Origin of the sequence: Enterococcus thailandicus (genome assembly GCF_001886265.1) — a bacterium.
Taxonomy (GTDB): domain Bacteria; phylum Bacillota; class Bacilli; order Lactobacillales; family Enterococcaceae; genus Enterococcus_B; species Enterococcus_B thailandicus.
On record NZ_JXLE01000012.1, the window covers coordinates 55,808 to 76,153 of the forward strand.

Below are 20,346 nucleotides of genomic sequence, written 5' to 3' on the forward strand. Positions count from 1 at the left end.
CTTACTTACTCATTCGTCCTTCTAAAAATGCGCGAATGGCCTCTCTGTCATTATCAGTCATTGGTTTTCCATCAAAGCTTTTCACATTGTCTAGAATTTTGTCGAGATCCTCAGGTAGTTTTACTTTATCTCCTAGAGCAGGTGTATCTGTTCGTCCAAGCAGATAATCTACAGAAACATGAAAATATTCTGCTACTTTTTCAAGAGTCTCAGCTTTTGGACTACTTGTTCGCCACTGATAAATCACATTTTTAGATAATCCAATATCTTCTGCCAGTTTGTTTAAACTGATTCCCTGTTTTTTTGAAAGTTCTGAAACTCTTTCGTATAAAATCATTGTAAAAGCTCCTTTTTTATATTTTTTTATAAAAATATTGTAAATTATAAAATAATGGGATAATATTGTTTATAGATTACTCATAGAAACACAAAACGAATGAGAAGAGTCGTTTTGTTACTTTTATTTTATAGAACTTTGGGATTTGTGTCAATGTAAGTTTGATTTATCTGGTTAATTATATTTTTTTATGAAGATAGTGAGAGGAGAAATTTACAATAAAATATATTTTTTACCTATATAAAATTAGTTAGGAGTGAAGTATTTTGCGAAAATCAACATTTAATTATATTAAGGATATTTTATCCGACTATTATCAAACAGATGCGTATATTAAACAAAGAGAAGAAGAATTACGTCATCCATTCATAGAAGCTGATTTAAATAGTTCGATTCGTGGTCAAGGAAGCCATAGTATAGCAACTGAAAGAATGGCCATCACCATTGCGATGGATCGCCGACTTTGGAATTTGGAAAGGAATCGTGACGTAGTGAAAGATTGTTTGGCGCGTGCGGATGAAAATACGAGAGAAATTATTGAAAAACTCTATTTACAAAAAAATGCAACAGTTAATTTACTAGGAATGAGTCAACGTTTGTTTATTAGTAAAAGTAAGGCTTATGAACTAAGAAATGAATTTTTTGAAACTGTTGCAGATGAGTTAGGTTTGTAACTATGGAAAAACTCAGGAATTTTTTTCATAGTCAACAGGCTAAAATAATATCATCAAGAAAATAAACATTTCAGAATGAACTAACTTGCTTCTTAAAAATGAAGAAAACTAAACTAGAATTGAAAGATTTTCTTGAAGTTATTATAAGGTGGTGATTTCTACTTAGATTAATGTTTTTTGTTTCAAAAAAATTCAAATAAGATGGTCAAAAATGGAGCTATTTTGTTTGAACCAAAAACAGGAGGAAGAAAAATGGAAGCACTAAAAGGAATTGACGTTATTTTGCTTTATCGTTTATTAAGCAAATCAAGTGAAGGACCCGCATGGAAAATGGCGTTTCAAACGGAACACGAAAATGGCTTAACCCGTGAGTCAGAAGCCACTGTGACGAAAGATGGAAATGTCCATACTTTGAGTCCCGTTGAATATGATTTCTCTGCAACTTCGATTGTTGCCAAAGGAGACACACATGTCAACGAGATGAAAAAAGCATTATTAGATGGCGAAATTGTTGAAATTTGGGAAATTAACAAAGCAGAAAATGGAATTGGTGAAGACGCGGATAAATATAAAGCAACTTATTATCAAGCTTATGTTTCGGAATTTACACCAAATGCGACAGCAGAAGATAATGTGGAACTAAGCTTAGCTTTCGCTGTTAACGGTGTTGGTCAGGAAGGATATGCTACGTTATCTGAAGACCAAGCAAAAGTGATTCAGTATACGTTTAAGGACACTGTTTCTGAAACAGTTTAATCTAATGATGGATTGTGTGGTTTCATGACTAACACAATCCATTTTTTATCAAAAACAATTGAATATCAGAATTAAAAAGGAGAGACAAGATGAACTTAGTGATTAAAGAAAAAGACTACCAATTTGTATTTGGCTATGGTTTTATCAAGGAAATGAATCGTCGTTATTCGGTAACAGAAAATGGCTTAACTTTGAAAATGGGCCTAGAAAGTATTTTATCGAATTTTTTTAATAAAGATGTCGAAACGTTAGTTGAGATGCTAAAAGTTGCAAACAGTACCGAGACACCAAAGGTTAGTGAAGACGATTTAGCAAATTATATCGTGGAAAATGGGTCTGAGGTATTGTTTGAAGAACTCTTAGAAGAGCTAAAAAAGTCGGAATTTACGAAGAACAAGACCCTACAGTTGCTAGAACGCATTCAAGCAAACCAATAAATTTTACTGAGATATACCAGCAAGTGCAACTGAACTGTTTACGTTATTTAGAAATGAATGATTTTCTTGAAATTGATCGAATGACGATTTCTGAATATCAGTTACGACAAAAAGCATATCAGTTAAGACAATTGGATCAAGAATATTTTCTACATCTTGCAGCCTGGAAAAATTATGAAGTTCAAGCCCAGGCTAAAAAGGGGAAAAAACAAGTACCTGTTTATCCAACATTTCAGTCATTCTTTGATTATGAAAAACTACAAGAAAAAATTGTTGGCTATCTACCACAAGGTGAAAATCAAGAATTCTTGGATCTGGTCAAAAAAGCAAATACTTAAGAAAGGAGGTTATTTATGGGAGACTATACAGCGGAAAGTATTCTTGCAGCTTTTAGTGAAGGATCTTTGGGTGCAATGAATACAGGCATTGAGAAGGCAAGCAAAGCAATCAAATCAATGACAAGTAATCTTTCTGGTTTTGACTCACTTAATTCAGTTATTAACACAGTCACTGATTCATTAAAGGAAACGGTCAAGCAATTTGAACAGCTTACTAGTAAAGCTTCAACAATGGATCTAGCTGGTTCCTCTTCAAAGGAAGTAGAAAGTTTTCAAGACCTGATTGGAAAAATTTCCGAGGTAACAAGTGCTGTTAATAATGGGATACAAGGGGCTGGCTTTGGTGAAACGATGGCGGGGTTTGATGATGTTTTAACCACTTATTCTACAGTTGTTGAAATCCAGGATAAGATTGCTGGTTTAGGTACTGCATATCAAGTTTGGACAAAGGCTACGGAAGGTGCAACGATTGCACAGAAATTATTAACGACTGCAATGAATGCGAACTGGATAGCAATTATTATCACTGCTGTCGTGACTTTAGTTTCAACATTGATCTATTTATGGAACACCAATGAAACATTTCGTCAAGCGATCATTACTGCTTGGACAGCAATCCAGTCATTTTTGGAACCAGTAATCACAACGATCACGACTTTTGTTCAGACCATGTTTGCGATGCTCTTAACTTGGTGGCAAACAAATCAGGAGACGATTATGAATGTTGTCAGTACCGTATGGACAAGTATTCAGAATATTTTTACTGTTGTTTTAGCTGCAATTCAACTAGTTGTTCAAGTTGTTTTGAGTCAAATTCAAGCATATTGGACTGCATGGAGCACGGTAGTACAAGTAATTGTTCAAGCAGCTTGGGCAATCATTTCTAATGTGTTCAAAACAGTATTATCCGTCATTTTGTCAGTAGTCAGTGGTGTGTTTAATCAGATTCAAAATACGATTCATTTTATTATGGGCTTTATTTCGGGAATCATTCAAACCGTATTAGCCTTAATTAAAGGTGATTGGGATGGTGTATTAGCGGGAATTCAGTCAATTGTCCGTACTTTTGGTGATTTTGTAACATCTTCTTTTTCAACCTTTATGGCAACAGCGAAAGAGATTGTCAATGGCATTATTGGAGGAATTCGAGATTTGTTTGGTTCCTTGTCAGAAATCGATCTTTTAGAAGCAGGAAAAGCGATTATTGATGGCTTTATCAATGGTTTAAAAGCAGCCTGGGAAGCAGGAAAAGAATTTGTTACTGGCATTGCAGATTGGATTGTTAAACATAAGGGCCCAGTTAGTTATGACAGTAAAATTTTGATTCCTGCAGGGCAAGCAATGATGTCAGGACTAAATCAAGGATTAACCAATGGCTTCTATACTGTTCAAAAAAATATTGGAACAATGGCGGATCATTTAGCCGATGGATTTCAACCAGTACGCGACTTAGATTTGGAAGCGACATTAACTCGAGCGAACGGTCAGATGAATACACAAGTTGAACATCGAATAAATTCTACAGGTTCCGCAAAGCCAGCAGTATTTACGATTACATTGGGCAAACAGAATTTTAGAGCTTTCGTGGATGATATTTCACAAGCTTTAGGAGAAGGAACAGAATTGAATTTAGAATTTTAGGAGGGAAAAATGGAAGAATGGAAAAATAAATTATATTCATTTAAAGATACCGTGATGAGCTGGCACATGTTCGAACAATTTCTTCCAACTTCTGCCATGAGCTATGATGGTGTTTTTTTGGAAGAACTAATTGAAGGTTACCAAACGCTAAAAGTTGAGGGAAGAGAAATGCTTTCAGCAGAAATTGAACAGCAAGCAATCCAAGTGGGCGCAATTGTGATGAACCAGACACTTCCAGTACGAGAACTGAAAATCACGTATAAACTTGAGGATCGTAATCCAGAAACTTTGCAGTTTAAGTTTAAAACCTTATTGAATCACTTGTATCGATCAAATGATGTTGAGATCCGTTTTTATGATGAGCTAGATTACTATTATTATGGACGTTATACTTCTGCCGAAACAGTCAGTGGTGAATCTAACTCTGTTATTTCTAGTTTTACAATTCTTTGTGTTGATCCATTAAAGTACACGAAAGAATTTGTGACAGATGGTTATGTTGGTATACCAACTTTTTTCCCGGTGACACCACGTAAAATCGAAGCGGTGTTGTCAAATAATCAATCAATTACTATCACTAATGGAAAACAGACCATTAGCATCAGTGATGCACCAATCCAAATCGGTGATAAGATCGTTTTTCAGTTTGCTGAGCAACGTGTATTAGTAAACGGAGCAGACTGGACACCAATCATTGATTTGGACAGTGATTTTGAAAATTTTTGTCTGGAACAAGGGCAAGAGATAAAAAGCAGTAACGGAACACTAAAAATTTATTATAGGGGGGCGACTATTTGAATTCGACAGTTTATTTTTTTGATAACTTTCAGCATTTGATTAAACGAAAAGATGCGAAGAATTTAATTGAAGTTTCTCAAGAAAAAGAAATTACTGCAGAGAAAAAAGAATTATTGAACGACGTGCTTTATGTTACAACGAGATTTGATGAGACAATTGCAAACGCGCAATTTATGGCGGTTCGTGAAAGCGAATCGTCTTTTTCATTGTATCGAATTACTAAAGTAAGTGATCCGAATGAAACGCTTGAATTTACTGGAATTGGTTTTGCACCGGATGAATTGGATTCGTATATTATCAGCCGGGTACTAGCAAAGAATCAATCGATTACTTCTTTACTCAATGAGCTATTGGCTTTTACTAACGGAAACTGGCGGCTGGGTTATGTCGAACCAGAGTTATCTAAGGTTACAGTAACTTTTGATTATCTTTCTGTACGAGAAGCACTAAAGCAATTGCAAACTTTCGGAATGGAGTTTTTATTTTTCTGCACGCTTGATGCGGATGGAATCAAAGATAAGTGGATCGAAGTACATCAGCAGATTGGTTCACTTTCTAATACGCGATTTACTTATGGCAGCAAAGCATTGACGGTGATTAAAGAAGTCGATCAAAGCACTATTTATACTTCAATAATCGGTCGTGGAAAAGGTGAAAATGTTGGAAATGGCCAAGGAAAGCGACTTGATTTTACCAATGTGGAATGGAAAAAAGCAAGCGGAGATCCATTAGATAAACCTAAAGGGCAAGTTTTCATTGAAGATCCTGTAGCAACAAAAAAATTTGGTATCCCACAAAAGAATGGAAAGATGTATAAACGAGAAACGGTTGTTGTTTTTGACGATATTGATGACCCACAAGAATTGTTAAAGAATACTTATCTGACTTTACTGGATTCGGCTAGACCATTGGCGCAATTTCGAGCAGAAGTAACAGACGGTGATGTTATTGGTAATACGGTAACTATTCATAGATATGACAAAGGGTATCATTATGCCACTCGAATCTATAAGACGAAAATCAATCGTTTAACTGGAAAAACAACGGTTGAATTAGGTGACAATTTAACAAAAGATACAAGAAAACAGTCAGCAAAAGTTTCAACTAACTTATCTGATTTGGAAACAACGAAAATGAACTTCTATCAATCGACTGAAATCGGAAAATATCAAGATGATATCATGCGTGGTGCTGGAGAAAATGGTGGCTCTGTTTATCAGGTAAATGGAATTGAAGCGGGTGTTAGCAATAGCCGTGAAGTATATGAAACGGTTTATATGGACGGGAAAAATATTCCTAACTCGAAGTATTTTATGATTGAAAATAATTCTGGAATTTCATTTAAGCAATGTAAGCAAGGCCAATGGAAAACAATCAAAGATGTTCATAATGGTCCTTCAACAACCGCTTGGTCATTAGATGGTCAATTCAATGCGAATTTTATTCGTGCAGGTATTTTGAATGGAGTACTTGTGGAGGGTGTCATGTTGAAATCGGCTCATCGAAATATGACTTACCAAGCCGTTTTAGATAGAGGATCATTAGAATTTCAATACTACAAAGAAACACCAGAAGATTTAAATTACACGAATGAGAATTGGCAAAAGGCAGTTGAGGGGGAAGTTGTAGGTAAAATCGAAGGAACTTCGGGAGCTGGTAAACCAAATGGATTTGCAGTCATCCAGTATCCGGGACAGATTTTTTCCATTAATTCTGCTTATGAAAGTGGTAGTTCAAGAGCTGTTTTCCAGATTCCCAAAGAATCGAATGGCGAAAAGAGGAAGTACAAACTTTTGGGAGAAGGTACGTTTAGTGAGGGAAAGGTTGTCTTTAAAAACGATGTAACGTTTGAAGGGAAAGTACAAGTAAATGGGCGACTAGACGCAAAGGAGCTGTACATTAATGGACAAAAAGTAATCCCAGGTCAAAATGGTGGACCTAACCCCGGTGGGGGCACAAGTACGGGAGGTTATCCAGCAGAGCTGACGACAGATACAGAAAAATGGGCATGGGATTGGTGGGCATTTGCTTTGGCTAATGGCTATAGCCCAATTGCTGCTGCAAGTATCTTAGGTAATATTAGTCGTGAGACTGGAGGAACGATGAATCCAGATTCAGATCAAATCAGCGGTCCAGCATATGGTTGGACACAATGGGATGGGTCTGCATACCCATTAATTGGTGCGGCAACTTGGGATGGTCGTGAATATGTTCAACGATTGATAACTGCCGCAAGGATTACACAAGACTATCGCTCTTCTGCTGCCCAAGCACGATTGATTGAGTGGTGTATGTATAACGGCCAATGGATTGGAGCAGTGAACCCACTTAGTGTCGAAGCTTTCAAAAATGTTGAAGATCTTTATACAGGAACCTATGCCTTTTTGAAAAACTATGAGCGCGCTGGTGCAGAAGCGTTGAGCGAACGTGTTGAAGCAGCAACTTATTGGTACAACAAGTTTAAAGACTTAAAAGCTAGTGAATCAACTGGAGAAGAAGGCTTGAAACATCTTGAAACGCTATTGAATCAACGAATTGGAAATGGTCAATGCTATGGCTTATCTGCTGAATATTCGGGTTATTTAGGTGGCTGTGGCTTAGGAGCAGGCACACAGTATGGATTAAGTCATGTGATTGGAAATACTTCTGCGGCTTCTGATATTGGGATTGCTTATGATTGGGACGCAGTTGGATGGAAAGTCATTCAAAATCCGACTTACGATCAATTAGTCGTAGGTGCAATTATCAACTGGGCGCGTGGTGGACGAGTCGGTACTTGGTTTGCTGATGATACCTATGGGCACACGGGTGTGATACGCGGATTAGACGATAATCGAATCCAAACTTATGAACAAAATACAGAGCTGGGTATGATTTGTGGAAAATTGGATCGTGAATATTTTAGTGCCAGTGCGATTGCTTCCATTGTTGTGCCGGTGAAATAGAGATGAAAAAATTTATGTTTCAAAGCTAAAAGGTTTAGAAAATGGCTACCACATTTAATTAGAAAATATTATTAGTGTAACGAAGAAATAAAAAAGAAATTAAGGAGAGATTGCTCTATGGAAACAAAGCATAGTCTTGTTTTATCCACAACAGATCCAACGAATAATAATAGCATGATCAAAATTAGACAAGGTGATATTCAGACTCAAAAATTAGTAGTAGAAATTACAGAAAATGGTCAAATCAAATCGTTTGAAGGCCTTGTTCCTTTTTTTATCAATACAACAAAATTTGTTGAAAATCAGCCTGTAGAACAGAAAGTTCAAAGTTATTTTCCTTCGAAAGGGCGACTGATTTATATGATGAGTGAACCAGATTGGCAATGGGGTGGAATGAACACAGCTCATTTTAGTTTTCGTTCTCTTAGCTCTGATGGGACATGGAACGAACAATTCAGTACACAGGATTTTACCTATCGAGTGTTGTCTGGAATTACTAATACGAGTATTAGAGACTCAGCTTATATCTGGTCATTTGAAGAATTACTACGCAACTTAAGAGAGTACACAGCACAAGGAAAAACTGATTGGGATAAATGGATAGAAAGTAATAAAGAAATTTTGAATAATATAGATCCTGGTGGAACAATTATAAACATATTGAATGATGCAAAAGGAAGCTACGCTAGTTTGGCAGATAAATTAAATGCAATACAAAACAAGTTATTTGATTTTCAAACTGGTAGTGATCAAGTCTATAGTGGCTTATCGGATTTGCGTTTTAATTTAACCACAGGACAGTACGAAAAAATCATTCCTTCCAATTTGGAGGCAGTGCTTAATAACATTCAAAATGACAAATTCAATGTAGCTTTTGTGACTGACACACATGTGGATAAACATGTTCTAGCTAGTGAAGGAATTAATCCCAAACAGTTTAAATTTTCTAGACGTTGGAATACAATTAGACGTTTTCAAGCATTAGGAGAGAAATGCGATGCTACAGTTTATGGTGGAGATAACGCGGACTGTCATAGTGGTCGTATCAATATTTCGGGTGATGTCGTGGTACCAGAGGGACGTATTCATTCCATGGCACTGCAAAAAAGATTTGTAGGACTAGCAAAAGCTGGCAAGAAAAATGTAATTATTTGTCGAGGAAATCACGATACAGGGAAAATTCCATATGCTTGGTTTGGACATACACCTGAAACCTGTCTAAATGGGGCAGATATGAGAAATTTATACGATGGAACTTATGGCGGACAATTATTTAAAAATAAAGGATTGGCTATCTATCGTTTTGATACTGATGATTATAGTGATGAATTGGATGAAATGGGTTATTACAAAGAATTTTCCGGATCAAGAGAAGGTGGAGAAGCAGGAAAAATTAGTGCAGCTCAATTGGAAGATTTAGGAACATTTTTGATGAACTTGGAACGTGATTATCATGTGTTATTAGTGGGACATATTCCTTTAGTAAATTCAGATACTGGTGTATGGAATACAAACATGGTACAGCAACTACTAGATGGATTTAAACAAGGTATCAAGGTAACGATCAATTATGATTCTTTGAAAGGTCAACCTACAAAAGGATATAGTGGAACAAAAACATTTGACTTTAGTAAAAGAGGACAGGGCGGAACAATTATTGCCTATATTTGTGGACATTGGCATTACGAAACTACAAGAGATTTAGGAACAACAAAAATGGTTGTTTGCACTTGTGCTTTTCCTGTTGAAGATGATTATGAATCAAACAAATATTCTGGTTTTTATCATCTGGAAATTGATAAAGCAAGTCGTACATTGAAAATAAATGGAATTGGGCATTGCTCTACTAGCTCAATTTCATATTAGGAGGCCCAAAAATGGAATATAAAGAAATGACTAGAGATGAAGTAATTGATATTATTCTAGAACAATTAGCCATTCATTTTGATGGTGATGAACAAAATGCACATGCGTTAGCAACAGAAATGTCTGCGGGATTTGCGTCACCTGAAATGGTGTCTCAAGCTAGAGGCCATTTATTAAAGGATAACGAACTAGGGTTCCGCTATCCAGATATTCTTGATGTACCATGTGGTATGTATGCGACGACTGCGCAATGGGGAAAACAAAACCCACCTAATACAGATCCTGGAAGTATTATGCAGTTATTTGTATATGCCGAACACGCACAAAGAAAAATTCTAGTTGCGATTACCGGTTATAATGGGGAGATTTTTGTATGGCATACGCACAATAATAATTCTTATAACTCTCCAGGATGGAGAAAGATGACAACAGCTTTCACCTTATTTGAAGGTTCTTCTGCGGGAGTGGATACATTGATTAACTTGAACGACAGTATGAAACATTATTCAACATTAAAAATTCATGTTGCTGGTTGGGGAGGACAAGTTTATGAAGCAAATAATGTTTTAGCACCAACCATTAGTTTTTGTAATACGTATGATTCTTCAGCTGGGATGGAAATGTATGAGTTGAAATTAGAACGTGTAACTGATACCCAATATAAAATTGTGCGTTCTAATCAGCAATATGTTATTGGAACAGTTTCAGGTGTCCAATTTAAAGATAACGTGAAAATTAAAATCACAAAAATTGAAGGATTAAAATAGAGGTGGTAGATAAATGATAAGAAAAACAGGAAAAATCATTGTTCCAACAGAGCCAGTAAGTAGAGCGACTACTCTTACTGGTTTTACTTTTAAATCTTATGATAAAAATGGTAGCGTGTTAGAATTTCAGATTAAAAATCAGGATGGAAGCCCAACAGACCTGTTTGATGCAACCATCCGTCTGCTTATGTATACCTATCAAGGTAAAGAAGAAAAACCATTTCCTATTTTAGATAGCCAAGTCGTTACAGAAAGCTATCTTCGAGGTGTTGTAAAATATCCTATTCCTGATATTTTGCTTAACTATGAAGGCAAAGTAGATGCAAATATCTATATTGATTTTCCAGATGGAAGTCATACAGACAACTTATATTTTACCTTTAACGTAAAGAAATCGAAAATTGATGAAGAGGCAGTACGTAATGGCGAATATTACTTTAAAGATTTTGAACAATTGCTGAAAAGTATTGAAAATAAAACCGAAGAAACACTTGATGGATTAGTTGATAATGCAACAGAAGTAACTAAAAAATTTGATGCTTTAAATGAAAAACTAGCTTCTATAAATTTTGATTCATTGCAGAAATTAAAATTGACTTCAGACGATGGCAAGGCATTACGTTTAGCAGACTTAAATCCTCGTCCAAGTATCATTGATGATTTAACTCGACCAGGTTATTACTACATTACAAGTGCAGAATCAAATACGTTTATTCCAACTGATCATTACATTCGACAAAATGGGATGGCGGGTTCAGGGTGGGTAACAGTTTATCCTGGTGACGCAGGGGGAGGCGTAGTCCAAGAGTGGTATCGAAATACGGCAAGTGCTGTAGCGAACACTCGACATTTATATCGTAAACAAGAATCAGCTTCGCCCGTTACGTGGAACCCTTGGTCAGAATATGCACAGACAAACAGCACGATGCTATCAAGTAGCTATTATCAAGGTGCAGCACACAAATTGGCGGAAGCCACTAAAGCAGGTACACAAGCAACTAGCTATCTTGAGCTAAGCGAAAACACAGGCGTTTATTATTTGACAACCGTTGAAAGTAAAGCAATGACCGATTTTTCTAGTTTACCGCCAGAGTTTATTTACGGTGTGTTTGTAGAAAATATTCCAAACTCGACAATCAATAATTTTTTACAACGAATTACCAGCAATGTTACGGATGGAGTATCACAACCACCAGTGACTTATTGGCGTGTCATTCAGAAAAAGGCTGATGGCTACACACCAACCAAATGGCGTAAAGTTGTTTCACAAGACGATGCTCAGATGTATAAAACAACAAAAGACAACGGCGATAGTTGGAGATTAGAAGACTTGCCTGCTAAGCCAGATGGATTAGAACAGTGGGCGAGGTTGTATAAAGGTTGGTACTATATACCCAACTCTAGCTTAAAAACAATGAGTGACTATAGCACACTTCCACCAGAATTTGCTAACTCACATGTTCACATGGAGATTCAAGGAGGAGCTGGAAGTGTATATGCTCGTCAGACATTGACGATGTATCAAGCACCGTTCACTCAAATATATAGAGTAGTTACAAACACCTTGGCTCAGCCGTGGCAAACAGTAGCTATGAGTTCTGATTTAGATGCTGAGCGTCAAAGAATGGTTGATAAGACGCACGGATCACTTGAATGGATTGCTCATCGTGGGAACAATACGAATTTTCCAGAAAACAGCACGGTTGCATTTGAGAATGTAAAACGTCATTGGGGAATAGAAACAGATATTCACTTAACTTCAGATGGAAAATGGGTAGTGATGCATGATGAAACGGTCGATCGAACGACGAATGGAACAGGAAAAATTACAGAAATGACTTATACCCAATTCAGAGCTTTGAGAATCGACACCGGTCCCAATTTGAACGCATTGAGCGATGTAGAAAAAAGACCACCAGATCTAGACGAATATCTAGCAATCTGTAAAAACAATAATAAAATTCCAGTTTTAGAATTAAAAGCATCATCTAATTACACTCTTGATGAGCTAAAAAAAATAAAAAGCTTAGCAGATGATTTTGGAATTACTAATAAAATTGTATTCATTAGCTTTAGCTATGACGTTCTTCTTAATTTGAGAAAAATTTTCCCACATAATATGCTACAGTTTCTTTTTAACGGAACAATAAACACAACAGATATGATAAATAAAGCTTTAGCGTTGCGGTTACCTTCTGCGGTAAGCGTGAACTATAACAATGCGGGGCTTAACTGGTCGTTTGTTTCAAAGATGCACCAACTTGGCGTAAAAGTTGCTGTTTGGACTGTTCCAGATGCTTCATTTCAAGCAATGAAAAATTTAAAAGTAGATTATATTACGACTGATAGCTTGTCTGGTAATCTGCGGTACGAAAAATTAACATTGCAAAATGGGTTTGTCGAAAATCTTGATGGCGATAGAATCAAAGAGTCTTTTGTAGAGGAACTTGGAGGAGGAGCAATACATCTTAGCTTCAATGTTTATGAGGGAGTTTCTGAACAAAATAAGGCAATTGCTAAGTTACCGTCTTGGGCTGTTCCAATGTATAGGCAATACAATAATTGCGCAATTAGGACTGCAAGCGGTGTCCAATTTGGAACATTTGATTTAAGTGGTCGTCTTGTTCCAGCAAGCGGAGAAGTAGGAACTCTAAGTATTGGGTTAAATTGGTCAGGAAGAACGGCATGGGCTGCTGGATCGTGTGTGTACAAAGTAGATTGATTAAAAATATAGTAAAAAGCACTCATTTGAGTGCTTTTTGTATGGTCAAAAATAGAACACGAAGGGTGGAAATATGGTGTTAATTGATAATTTATTACTATGGAATGAATTCCGAGGATTACTAAATAACATCTACATTCAAATTTTTGTTTGGATTGTGATTGCAGATATTGTAACGGGAATCTGCAAAGGGATTTTTGTTAAAGAAACGAATAGTACGAAAGGTTTGATGGGGATTGTAAAACATTTGCTTGTTGTTGGCTTGGTTTTGGTTGCTTACCCGTATTTAAAAATTATGGGATTTGAAGGAGTAGCAACAGCATTTGTCTTTTCTTATATTGCGGTATACGGCATTTCTGTCATTGAAAATCTAGGACAACTGGGAATTCCAGTACCAGAATTTGTCAAAAGTCGTTTTAGTAAATTAAAAGAGACATCAGAAAAACAAGGTGAGGAAGAGAATGGAGGAAAAAAATAATGGTCAAAATTATTAATAATTCCGTTTGCCGAGGTGTGGCAGGTAAGCGGGCTGGGAGTGTAAAAGGCGTTGTCATCCACAACACTTGGACGAACACGACAGCAGAACAAGAAATGAATCGCTTGGCAAATATGACGCCTAAACAATTAGAAGCTGGATTTGCCCATTATTATGTGGATGAAAAGACAATTATTCGCACAGAAGATACTTACAATCGCGCATGGCATGTAGCAAATTCTGATGGGAACAATAGTTATTTAGGTTATGAAGTTCGTGGGAATCGTGAAACAGTGAAGGCCATTTTTTTACAAGCAGAACAAAATGTTTTTTGGCAAGCTGCGATTGACTTGCATTATTATGGCTTACCAGTAAGCCGTGATACGGTCAAATGTCATCATCAGTTTTCAGCAACTGAGTGTCCGAAGCGATCTTTGATGGAACATTGCGGATACGATTCGACTTTTGCAGTACCAACAGAAATTACCGGTAAAATGCAAGATTACTTTATTACTCAAATCAAAAAATATTATGATAATTCAGCTTTGCAGCCAGATGGAAGTAGTGAAGGAAACAATGAACATGATGAAATTATTGCTGAAAGCCCTGCAAAAACGGTTAATGGTATGACAGCAAAATTAGAAAAATTCACTGAATATCCAGTCGGCTCATTCCGTGAAGCTGGTTGGGCACATGCAGGAAAAGAAAAATTTAACTACTGCTTTATTTTTTTGATGGATGCAACAAACGGTCAAGAAATTGACCGTCAAAAAGCAAAAGATATTGATCGTCCTGATGTGAACGCAGCTTACGGGTTATCAAGCGACAATAGACCGGGGTTTGATGGGAGTCTTGATATCACTAAACATACTGGTAAAAAAGCTTATGTTAAAATTCGTTTGACTAATGATGTTAATGGTAATACAGTAGGCGGTGCAAAAGACGTTGATTTCAAAGAATATGTTTTAACGATTCCAAAACGATAAAAATACACACAAACAAACTCTAAAATTTAACAGACAGAGAAAATTTATTTTCACAAATGTTGAGTAAATAAAACAGAAAAGTGTCTGAAACACGAATCAAAATGATTCTGCTTCAGACACTTTTTCATGAATAGATGGCGACCAAAAAGCAAGGCTTTCTTACAACTACTTACTTTTGTCCCCGTCTCGTTCTACATAAAAATAAAAATGATTCACTTAGGCTATCAACTGATATATCCATTATTTTTTAACGCTTTTTGATGTTCACAAGGTTCCCCAACGATTGTGAAATTAGTAATTCTAGCGCTTTCTTGTTGATTCGTCCAATCATAAGTGTAGTTTTTCCCAGTCCAGATGCTATCACAAGCAAAACAATGATATTCCACTTCAATTAGTCCAGCCGGATTTTCAGCTTGGATCCACCCAATACATTTAGCTGTGCCATTTGTAATCGTAGCTTGGTCTAAATCAAAATCATAAGGATTATAAGTAAATTCTGTTAAAGGTATCGCTTTAGTAGCTAGTGCTTTTGCTAATACTGGATCGACTGTAACTTTTTCTTCTGGCACTTGCTGCTCTGCTGATGTTTGTTTTTCTGGTTGCAGCTGTGTCGTTTGCTGGGTTGCTTCAGTAATTCCTTCATTTGAAGTGGTTGAAGAAGCAGTTTGTTGGACTATTTCTTGTGTTGATACGGATGGTTCTGTTTTTTCTTTTGAGGTCAGAAGTGGGAAGGTGAGTAACCCCAAGATAAAAACGCCAACTAACACTACAATTCCTGCCAATACACCCACAATCACTTGCCATGTTTTCATTCTTTTCTCCTCCATTCAAGTTTAATTTTATTCCTCAATTAACAGTCCGTAAATATAAAGTTTTGCTAATAAACATAAAATAAAAACCGAAATAGAACTATAAAGCAACGGATTGCTTTATTCACCATCCGAAGGTTGCTTCAATATTTTTCTGAACCTGTTGCGAATTGGTAGGCTTCTCACTTTGAAGTTTAGTTGAGTCAGCAGTTGTGGCATTTGCAGACGCTGGAACAGATTGCTTAATACGAGGGGCTTTTAATAATTCAAGATAATCTAATTATTTTTGCAACAATGTTTTGATTAAGTCCTATTGGGTAGTCTTTTCTGGAGATTTACTTTTTTGGTAAATTGATTGTAGTTGAGTGTTAGTTGTGATAATTATTATCGAAATGATTTTAGTTGTTGAAATGATTTCAATTGTGATTGCTGAATGTTCAGAATTATTCTTGGTAGCATAACTTACTAAAAACAACAGTGAACAAGTAAAGCTGCGGAATCAAAACTATTTTTTTATTCTTTTCATCGTTAAACATACTTTCCTTTTGAAGAGGCTTCCTTTTATTAGTAGTAAAATACATAAAAATAATTTAGTGTGGTTCATTTAATTATTTTTTGAGTGAAAAGTTTCTCTTTTGGGTTGAAGAAGATGTATTGGTTTTCTTTTCTTTTCAGGATTTTCCTGAATAATGGTAAAATAAAGAAAAGGGGGGATGCGTGTTGGAACTTACGTTTTCCATGGTTAATCAAACCACGACGATTTCTTACGGCGAAACGTTAAGCAGTCTGTTAAAACCATTGGCTATCAGAGAACCAATCTTGTTCTTAACGAATCAGCGTTATTATGATTTGTTTTCAGAAAAGATGAATCAATTCTTTGCGGATCAGGCGAATATTGATTGGTATATTTGCACGAATAGTGCGCAATGCAATAACTTAACAGAGCTTGCGCATCTCTTAGACTATGTGAAACGTTTTCCGGAAAATCAACGACTGATCGTGATTGGATTTGGAAATGAAGGGATTATGGAATTAGCTAGTTTTTTTCAAAAACACACGATCCTTTCAACGAAACTTTGGTTGATTCCTGTATCTGCCCGTTCGTTTGGTGGAGCATTGACAAACAAACGCAGCATTTTACAGTCGCCTTATCAGGCTGTATTAGAAACAGAAAATTTGCCAGAACGAATTTTCTTTGACCAAACGATTAGTGATCGCCAAGTTGAAGGCAAACAGATCGACTTTTTGACGTTCGTTGTTTGTGGATTGATTTGTGATTATGGTTTCTTACAGAACTTGTACAAAAATTACTCAACACAGCAAAAACTACACAACGTACCTTTTGCTGGGATGCTCGAAGAAATGATTCATTTTTACCAGGAAGAGGCGGAAAATCTTGCAACTTATGGTAAACTATTTGAGCAAGCTTTTTATCTAACAGAAAACGGACATTTATTATCAGCAAGCATGAAAAAATTTTTAGGATTACTTTTTCAACTAGTTTGGAACATTGAGCGTAACGAGATTTCTTTTCAATTAAAAAATTTTTTTATTTGGTTGAAGCATCTTGGTTATCCAATTGATTGGCTGGAACAGTTATCTGAAGCTGAATATTTAGAAAATGTCTTGATTTTAGCAGAAAAAAGCAAAAAGATTCTTGTTTTAGAAAAAATTGGTATAATAGAAGGATACCATTCGCCAAATGAGAATGAATTGTTGAAAATGATGACAAGATATCAAAGGATTGTCAATGAGATTAGAGGGAATTGAATGAAAACATACAGTGAAAAAATGTTACAAGCCTTGTCTGAAGAAGATTTAGCACAGGCTCAACTATTACTTGTACAGGCGTTAAAGGAAGATCCAGCAGACGTTTTAGCTGAATTGGGTGAAGAATTGTTAGCGATTGGTTTTTTAGAAGAAGCAAAACAAATTTTTGAACAACTTGTAGCGCAATATCCTGAAAATGATGGCTTAAATATTCCATTAGCAGAAATTGCGATTGAAGATAATGAGATTGACGAAGCATTTACGTATCTAGAAAAGGTAAGTAAAGAAAGTGATTATTATCCGCAAGCGTTATTGGCAATTGCTGATTTGTATCAAGTAATTGGTATTCCAGAAGTAAGTGAAGCAAAGTTAAAAGAAGCTGCTAGTTTGCTTCCTGATGAACCTTTGATTCAATTTGCTTTAGCAGAATTGTATTTTTCAGTGGATCGCTTTAAAGAAGCTGCTGTCATTTATGACAACTTGTTAAATAGCCAGATCAAAGAAATTTCTGGCATTTCGATGCAAGAGCGTCTAGGCCAATCACTAAGCATGCAAGGCGAATTTGAGGCAGCAATCAAACCATTAGAAGCAGCATTAGAGGAAGATCGCACAGATGATCGATTGTTCGAGTTAGCTTTTACAAACTTACAATTAAAAGAAAACCAACAAGCAATCAATTACTTACAAGAACTACGAACAGTTAATCCTCAGTATCAATCGCTTTATCTGTATTTAGGACAAGCGCTACAGGAAGAAGAATTGGTTGAAGAAGCACAAACGGTATTGGAGGAAGGGATCAAAGAAAATCCTTATCAAGTTGAATTGTATCATTTGGCTTCTGAAAATGCTTTTCGTTTGCGTGACAAAGAAAGTGCAGAAAAATTATTGTTGCAAGCTCTTGAACTAGGTGAAAAACAAGATGATACGTTATTGACTTTAAGTAATCTTTATTTAAATGAAGAACGTTATGAAGACGTTATTAATGCAGTCAACCAAATGGAAGAAACAGCAAATCCATATGCCGAATGGAATTTGGCTCATGCATATAATGAATTAGAAGATTTTGCTGTCGCAGCGCTCCATTACGAGCAGGCTTTCCACGAGTTGCAACATGAACCAGATTTCTTGAAAGAATACGCATTTTTCTTACGAGAAGAAGGAAAGCTGGATCAAGCAAAAGAACTATTAAAACATTACTTACATCATGAACCTGGAGATATGGAGGCCCTGTCTTTACTAGATGATCTATCATAAGGGGTGATCAAGATGTTTATAAATGTGCGGGAAAAAAAGAATTTTTTAACGTGGATGGTGAACCATGTTTCATTTAGTCGCCGTGAAGTTTTTTGGATTTTGAATTACTTGTCAAATCATGAAGCGATTTTGAAAAATGTTCATTTTGTTGAGGGGGCAGATCAAACTACCCGTGGGTTACAAATCAGTGACCTGTCTGTAGCTGGTGAACCGATGAAATTGTTTTTAAAAGGGAAAGTGTTTACGGATACAGATCAAATTTTTCACGAAATTCGATTGAATCGAACAGAACCGTTGTATGTGGAATGTTTCTTTGAAGATGCTTGGCAAACGAGTGAATATCTATCAATTTTAGAAGACAATCCTTTTGCTACTTGGGATTTAACGATTGCAGAAGAAGAAACAGAAGCAGTCGAAAGGTACTTCCATGCAAAAGAGCAAGAGGCCCAGTTAAAGATGCTTTACGCACAAATTGATCAAGCATTAGAAGACGGAAATAAGGATGCGTTTTTGAAACTATCCGATGAAGTCAATCGTCAAATTTTAGCAGATGCACAAAGAGCGTCAAATAAAAATGGTGTTAGCTAAACAAAGAGTTTGTGGCTCCAAGCGATTAGCTTCAAGCAATAAGGATGCTTTTCATAAAAATAGCTCTCTCTATTTTTATGAAAAGAGGACTTATTGACAAAGAAGCTGCTTGGGGGAACACCATGAATAAGGTTGTGGCGCAAAACGTTCAGCTCTGACAAGATAGCGAGCAAGCACTCAAAATAGCTCTTCATATTTTGAAGTGAATGAAAGCTATGTGGAGGAGTTGTTTTGGGAACACCGTTTATTTAGAAGAAAGGGCTGTGACAATATTTTTGTCACAGCCCTTTTTTTTGTCTGAATCTCAATCGTTTGGTTTGAGGTCTCAAATAGGTGAAACCTTCACCGGCAACTTCATGAACATTGATGACTGAGATAAATGCTTGTTCATCAATTTCATGAATGATTTGCTTGGCAGAGGTCAATTCACTGGAACTAACAACTAAGTAAATCAATTTTTTTGAATGACCAGAAAAGCCACCTTCACCATTTAAAAAGGTGACGCCACGTTGTAATCCAGTCATCAATAAAGGCGCCAGTTCTTCGCTTTTATTTGAAACCACTAATAGACCTTTGGCAGAATAACCACCATCAAGAATTGAATCAACTACTCGACTAAACACATAAGAAACAATCAGCGTGTACATCATTCGCTTCAAATCAAGATAAGTTAATGAAGCAAGCAACACGATAATATCAAAAGTGAGTAATGAACGCCCCATAGAAATACCATAGTTTTTTTCTAAAATACGTGCGATGATATCACTACCGCCAGTCGTTCCTCCCATCCGATAGACCAAACCGCTACCCACGCCAGCAATAAGACCTGCTAATAAGGCAACAATCAATAAATCATGCTCTAAATTGATTTCGATGGGAACACGTTGCCAAACCCAAAGAGCAACTGATAAGGAAACAGTTCCTAAAATGGTGTATGCTAATGAACGTTTGCCAAGAATTTTTCCACCAATGAGAATCAACGGAATATTGATAAGCAAAGTTGTATAAGCGGGATCAATGCCAAAGAGTGCGCGTAAAATCAAAGTAATCCCCGAAACGCCACCTTCAGCTAAGTGGTTGGCGATATTTAAATAGACAAGTCCAAAGGCATAGATACTTGTTCCGATAATAATAAAGAAAACCTCTTTAATTGTTTTTGATACTGTCATGTGATCCCTGCTTT

The 20,346-nt window shown here is 36.3% G+C and carries 18 protein-coding genes; 15 read left to right on the plus strand and 3 right to left on the minus strand.

What is annotated here, in order from left to right:
- Nucleotide 1: 1 nt before the first annotated feature.
- On the minus strand, nt 2–337 hold the full coding sequence (locus tag RV17_RS09270) for a helix-turn-helix domain-containing protein (RefSeq protein ID WP_071869064.1): 336 nt from the start codon (nt 335–337) through the stop codon (nt 2–4).
- A gap of 266 nt (nt 338–603) precedes the next feature.
- Here RV17_RS09270 and RV17_RS09275 point away from each other — a divergent pair, with 266 nt between their 5' ends.
- From RV17_RS09275 to RV17_RS13150, 12 genes are all read left to right on the plus strand, one after another.
- Nucleotides 604–1,011, plus strand: a complete 408-nt coding sequence (locus RV17_RS09275; RefSeq protein WP_067484901.1) for a DUF722 domain-containing protein — start codon at nt 604–606, stop codon at nt 1,009–1,011.
- Between the two features lie 252 nt (nt 1,012–1,263).
- Nucleotides 1,264–1,767 (plus strand): phage major tail protein, TP901-1 family, encoded by a 504-nt coding sequence (locus RV17_RS09280; protein WP_067485098.1) that lies wholly within the window; start codon nt 1,264–1,266, stop codon nt 1,765–1,767.
- An 89-nt stretch (nt 1,768–1,856) separates the two neighbouring features.
- A complete protein-coding gene (locus RV17_RS09285; protein WP_067484904.1) occupies nt 1,857–2,204 on the plus strand; it encodes a tail assembly chaperone in 348 nt (115 codons plus the stop codon).
- Between the two features lie 23 nt (nt 2,205–2,227).
- Nucleotides 2,228–2,542 carry a hypothetical protein gene (locus RV17_RS09290; protein WP_249024360.1) on the plus strand — a complete coding sequence of 105 codons (315 nt, stop codon included), beginning with the start codon at nt 2,228–2,230 and terminating at the stop codon, nt 2,540–2,542.
- 15 nt (nt 2,543–2,557) lie between these two features.
- On the plus strand, nt 2,558–4,183 hold the full coding sequence (locus RV17_RS09295) for a phage tail protein (protein WP_071869065.1): 1,626 nt from the start codon (nt 2,558–2,560) through the stop codon (nt 4,181–4,183).
- A gap of 9 nt (nt 4,184–4,192) precedes the next feature.
- On the plus strand, nt 4,193–4,981 hold the full coding sequence (locus RV17_RS09300) for a distal tail protein Dit (RefSeq protein ID WP_071869066.1): 789 nt from the start codon (nt 4,193–4,195) through the stop codon (nt 4,979–4,981).
- A complete protein-coding gene (locus RV17_RS09305) occupies nt 4,978–7,926 on the plus strand; it encodes a phage tail spike protein (RefSeq protein ID WP_071869067.1) in 2,949 nt (982 codons plus the stop codon). The genes RV17_RS09300 and RV17_RS09305 overlap by 4 nt, the downstream gene beginning before the upstream one ends.
- Nucleotides 7,927–8,043: 117 nt before the next feature.
- The gene (locus RV17_RS09310; protein WP_071869068.1) at nt 8,044–9,792 is read left to right on the plus strand and encodes a BppU family phage baseplate upper protein; all 1,749 of its coding nucleotides are present in this window, start codon (nt 8,044–8,046) and stop codon (nt 9,790–9,792) included.
- A gap of 11 nt (nt 9,793–9,803) precedes the next feature.
- Nucleotides 9,804–10,559, plus strand: coding sequence for a hypothetical protein (locus RV17_RS09315; protein ID WP_071869069.1), 756 nt, complete (start codon nt 9,804–9,806; stop codon nt 10,557–10,559).
- Between the two features lie 13 nt (nt 10,560–10,572).
- On the plus strand, nt 10,573–13,281 hold the full coding sequence (locus RV17_RS13145) for a glycerophosphodiester phosphodiesterase family protein (RefSeq protein WP_083571976.1): 2,709 nt from the start codon (nt 10,573–10,575) through the stop codon (nt 13,279–13,281).
- Nucleotides 13,282–13,354: 73 nt separating this feature from the next.
- On the plus strand, nt 13,355–13,759 hold the full coding sequence (locus RV17_RS09330) for a phage holin family protein (protein ID WP_071869070.1): 405 nt from the start codon (nt 13,355–13,357) through the stop codon (nt 13,757–13,759).
- On the plus strand, nt 13,759–14,742 hold the full coding sequence (locus RV17_RS13150; protein ID WP_082294056.1) for a peptidoglycan recognition protein family protein: 984 nt from the start codon (nt 13,759–13,761) through the stop codon (nt 14,740–14,742). The genes RV17_RS09330 and RV17_RS13150 overlap by 1 nt, the downstream gene beginning before the upstream one ends.
- A 224-nt stretch (nt 14,743–14,966) precedes the next feature.
- On the opposite strand, the gene RV17_RS09345 is transcribed toward RV17_RS13150, so the two are convergent.
- Nucleotides 14,967–15,554: a cell envelope integrity protein TolA gene (locus RV17_RS09345; protein ID WP_067484931.1), complete on the minus strand. Its 588-nt coding sequence runs from the start codon at nt 15,552–15,554 to the stop codon at nt 14,967–14,969.
- Between the two features lie 735 nt (nt 15,555–16,289).
- Here RV17_RS09345 and RV17_RS09350 point away from each other — a divergent pair.
- The 3 genes from RV17_RS09350 to RV17_RS09360 are packed head-to-tail and all read left to right on the plus strand — an operon-like array spanning nt 16,290 to nt 19,163.
- Entirely contained in the window at nt 16,290–17,321 is a 1,032-nt protein-coding gene (locus tag RV17_RS09350; protein WP_086271109.1) for a hypothetical protein, read from the plus strand.
- On the plus strand, nt 17,322–18,575 hold the full coding sequence (locus RV17_RS09355; protein WP_067484933.1) for a tetratricopeptide repeat protein: 1,254 nt from the start codon (nt 17,322–17,324) through the stop codon (nt 18,573–18,575).
- Between the two features lie 12 nt (nt 18,576–18,587).
- A complete protein-coding gene (locus tag RV17_RS09360) occupies nt 18,588–19,163 on the plus strand; it encodes a ReoY family proteolytic degradation factor (RefSeq protein ID WP_071869071.1) in 576 nt (191 codons plus the stop codon).
- Between the two features lie 278 nt (nt 19,164–19,441).
- Here the strand turns inward: RV17_RS09360 and RV17_RS09365 are convergent, their stop codons facing one another.
- Complete coding sequence (locus RV17_RS09365) at nt 19,442–20,332, minus strand: YitT family protein (RefSeq protein ID WP_067484940.1); 891 nt, start codon at nt 20,330–20,332, stop codon at nt 19,442–19,444.
- Nucleotides 20,333–20,346: the final 14 nt, after the last annotated feature.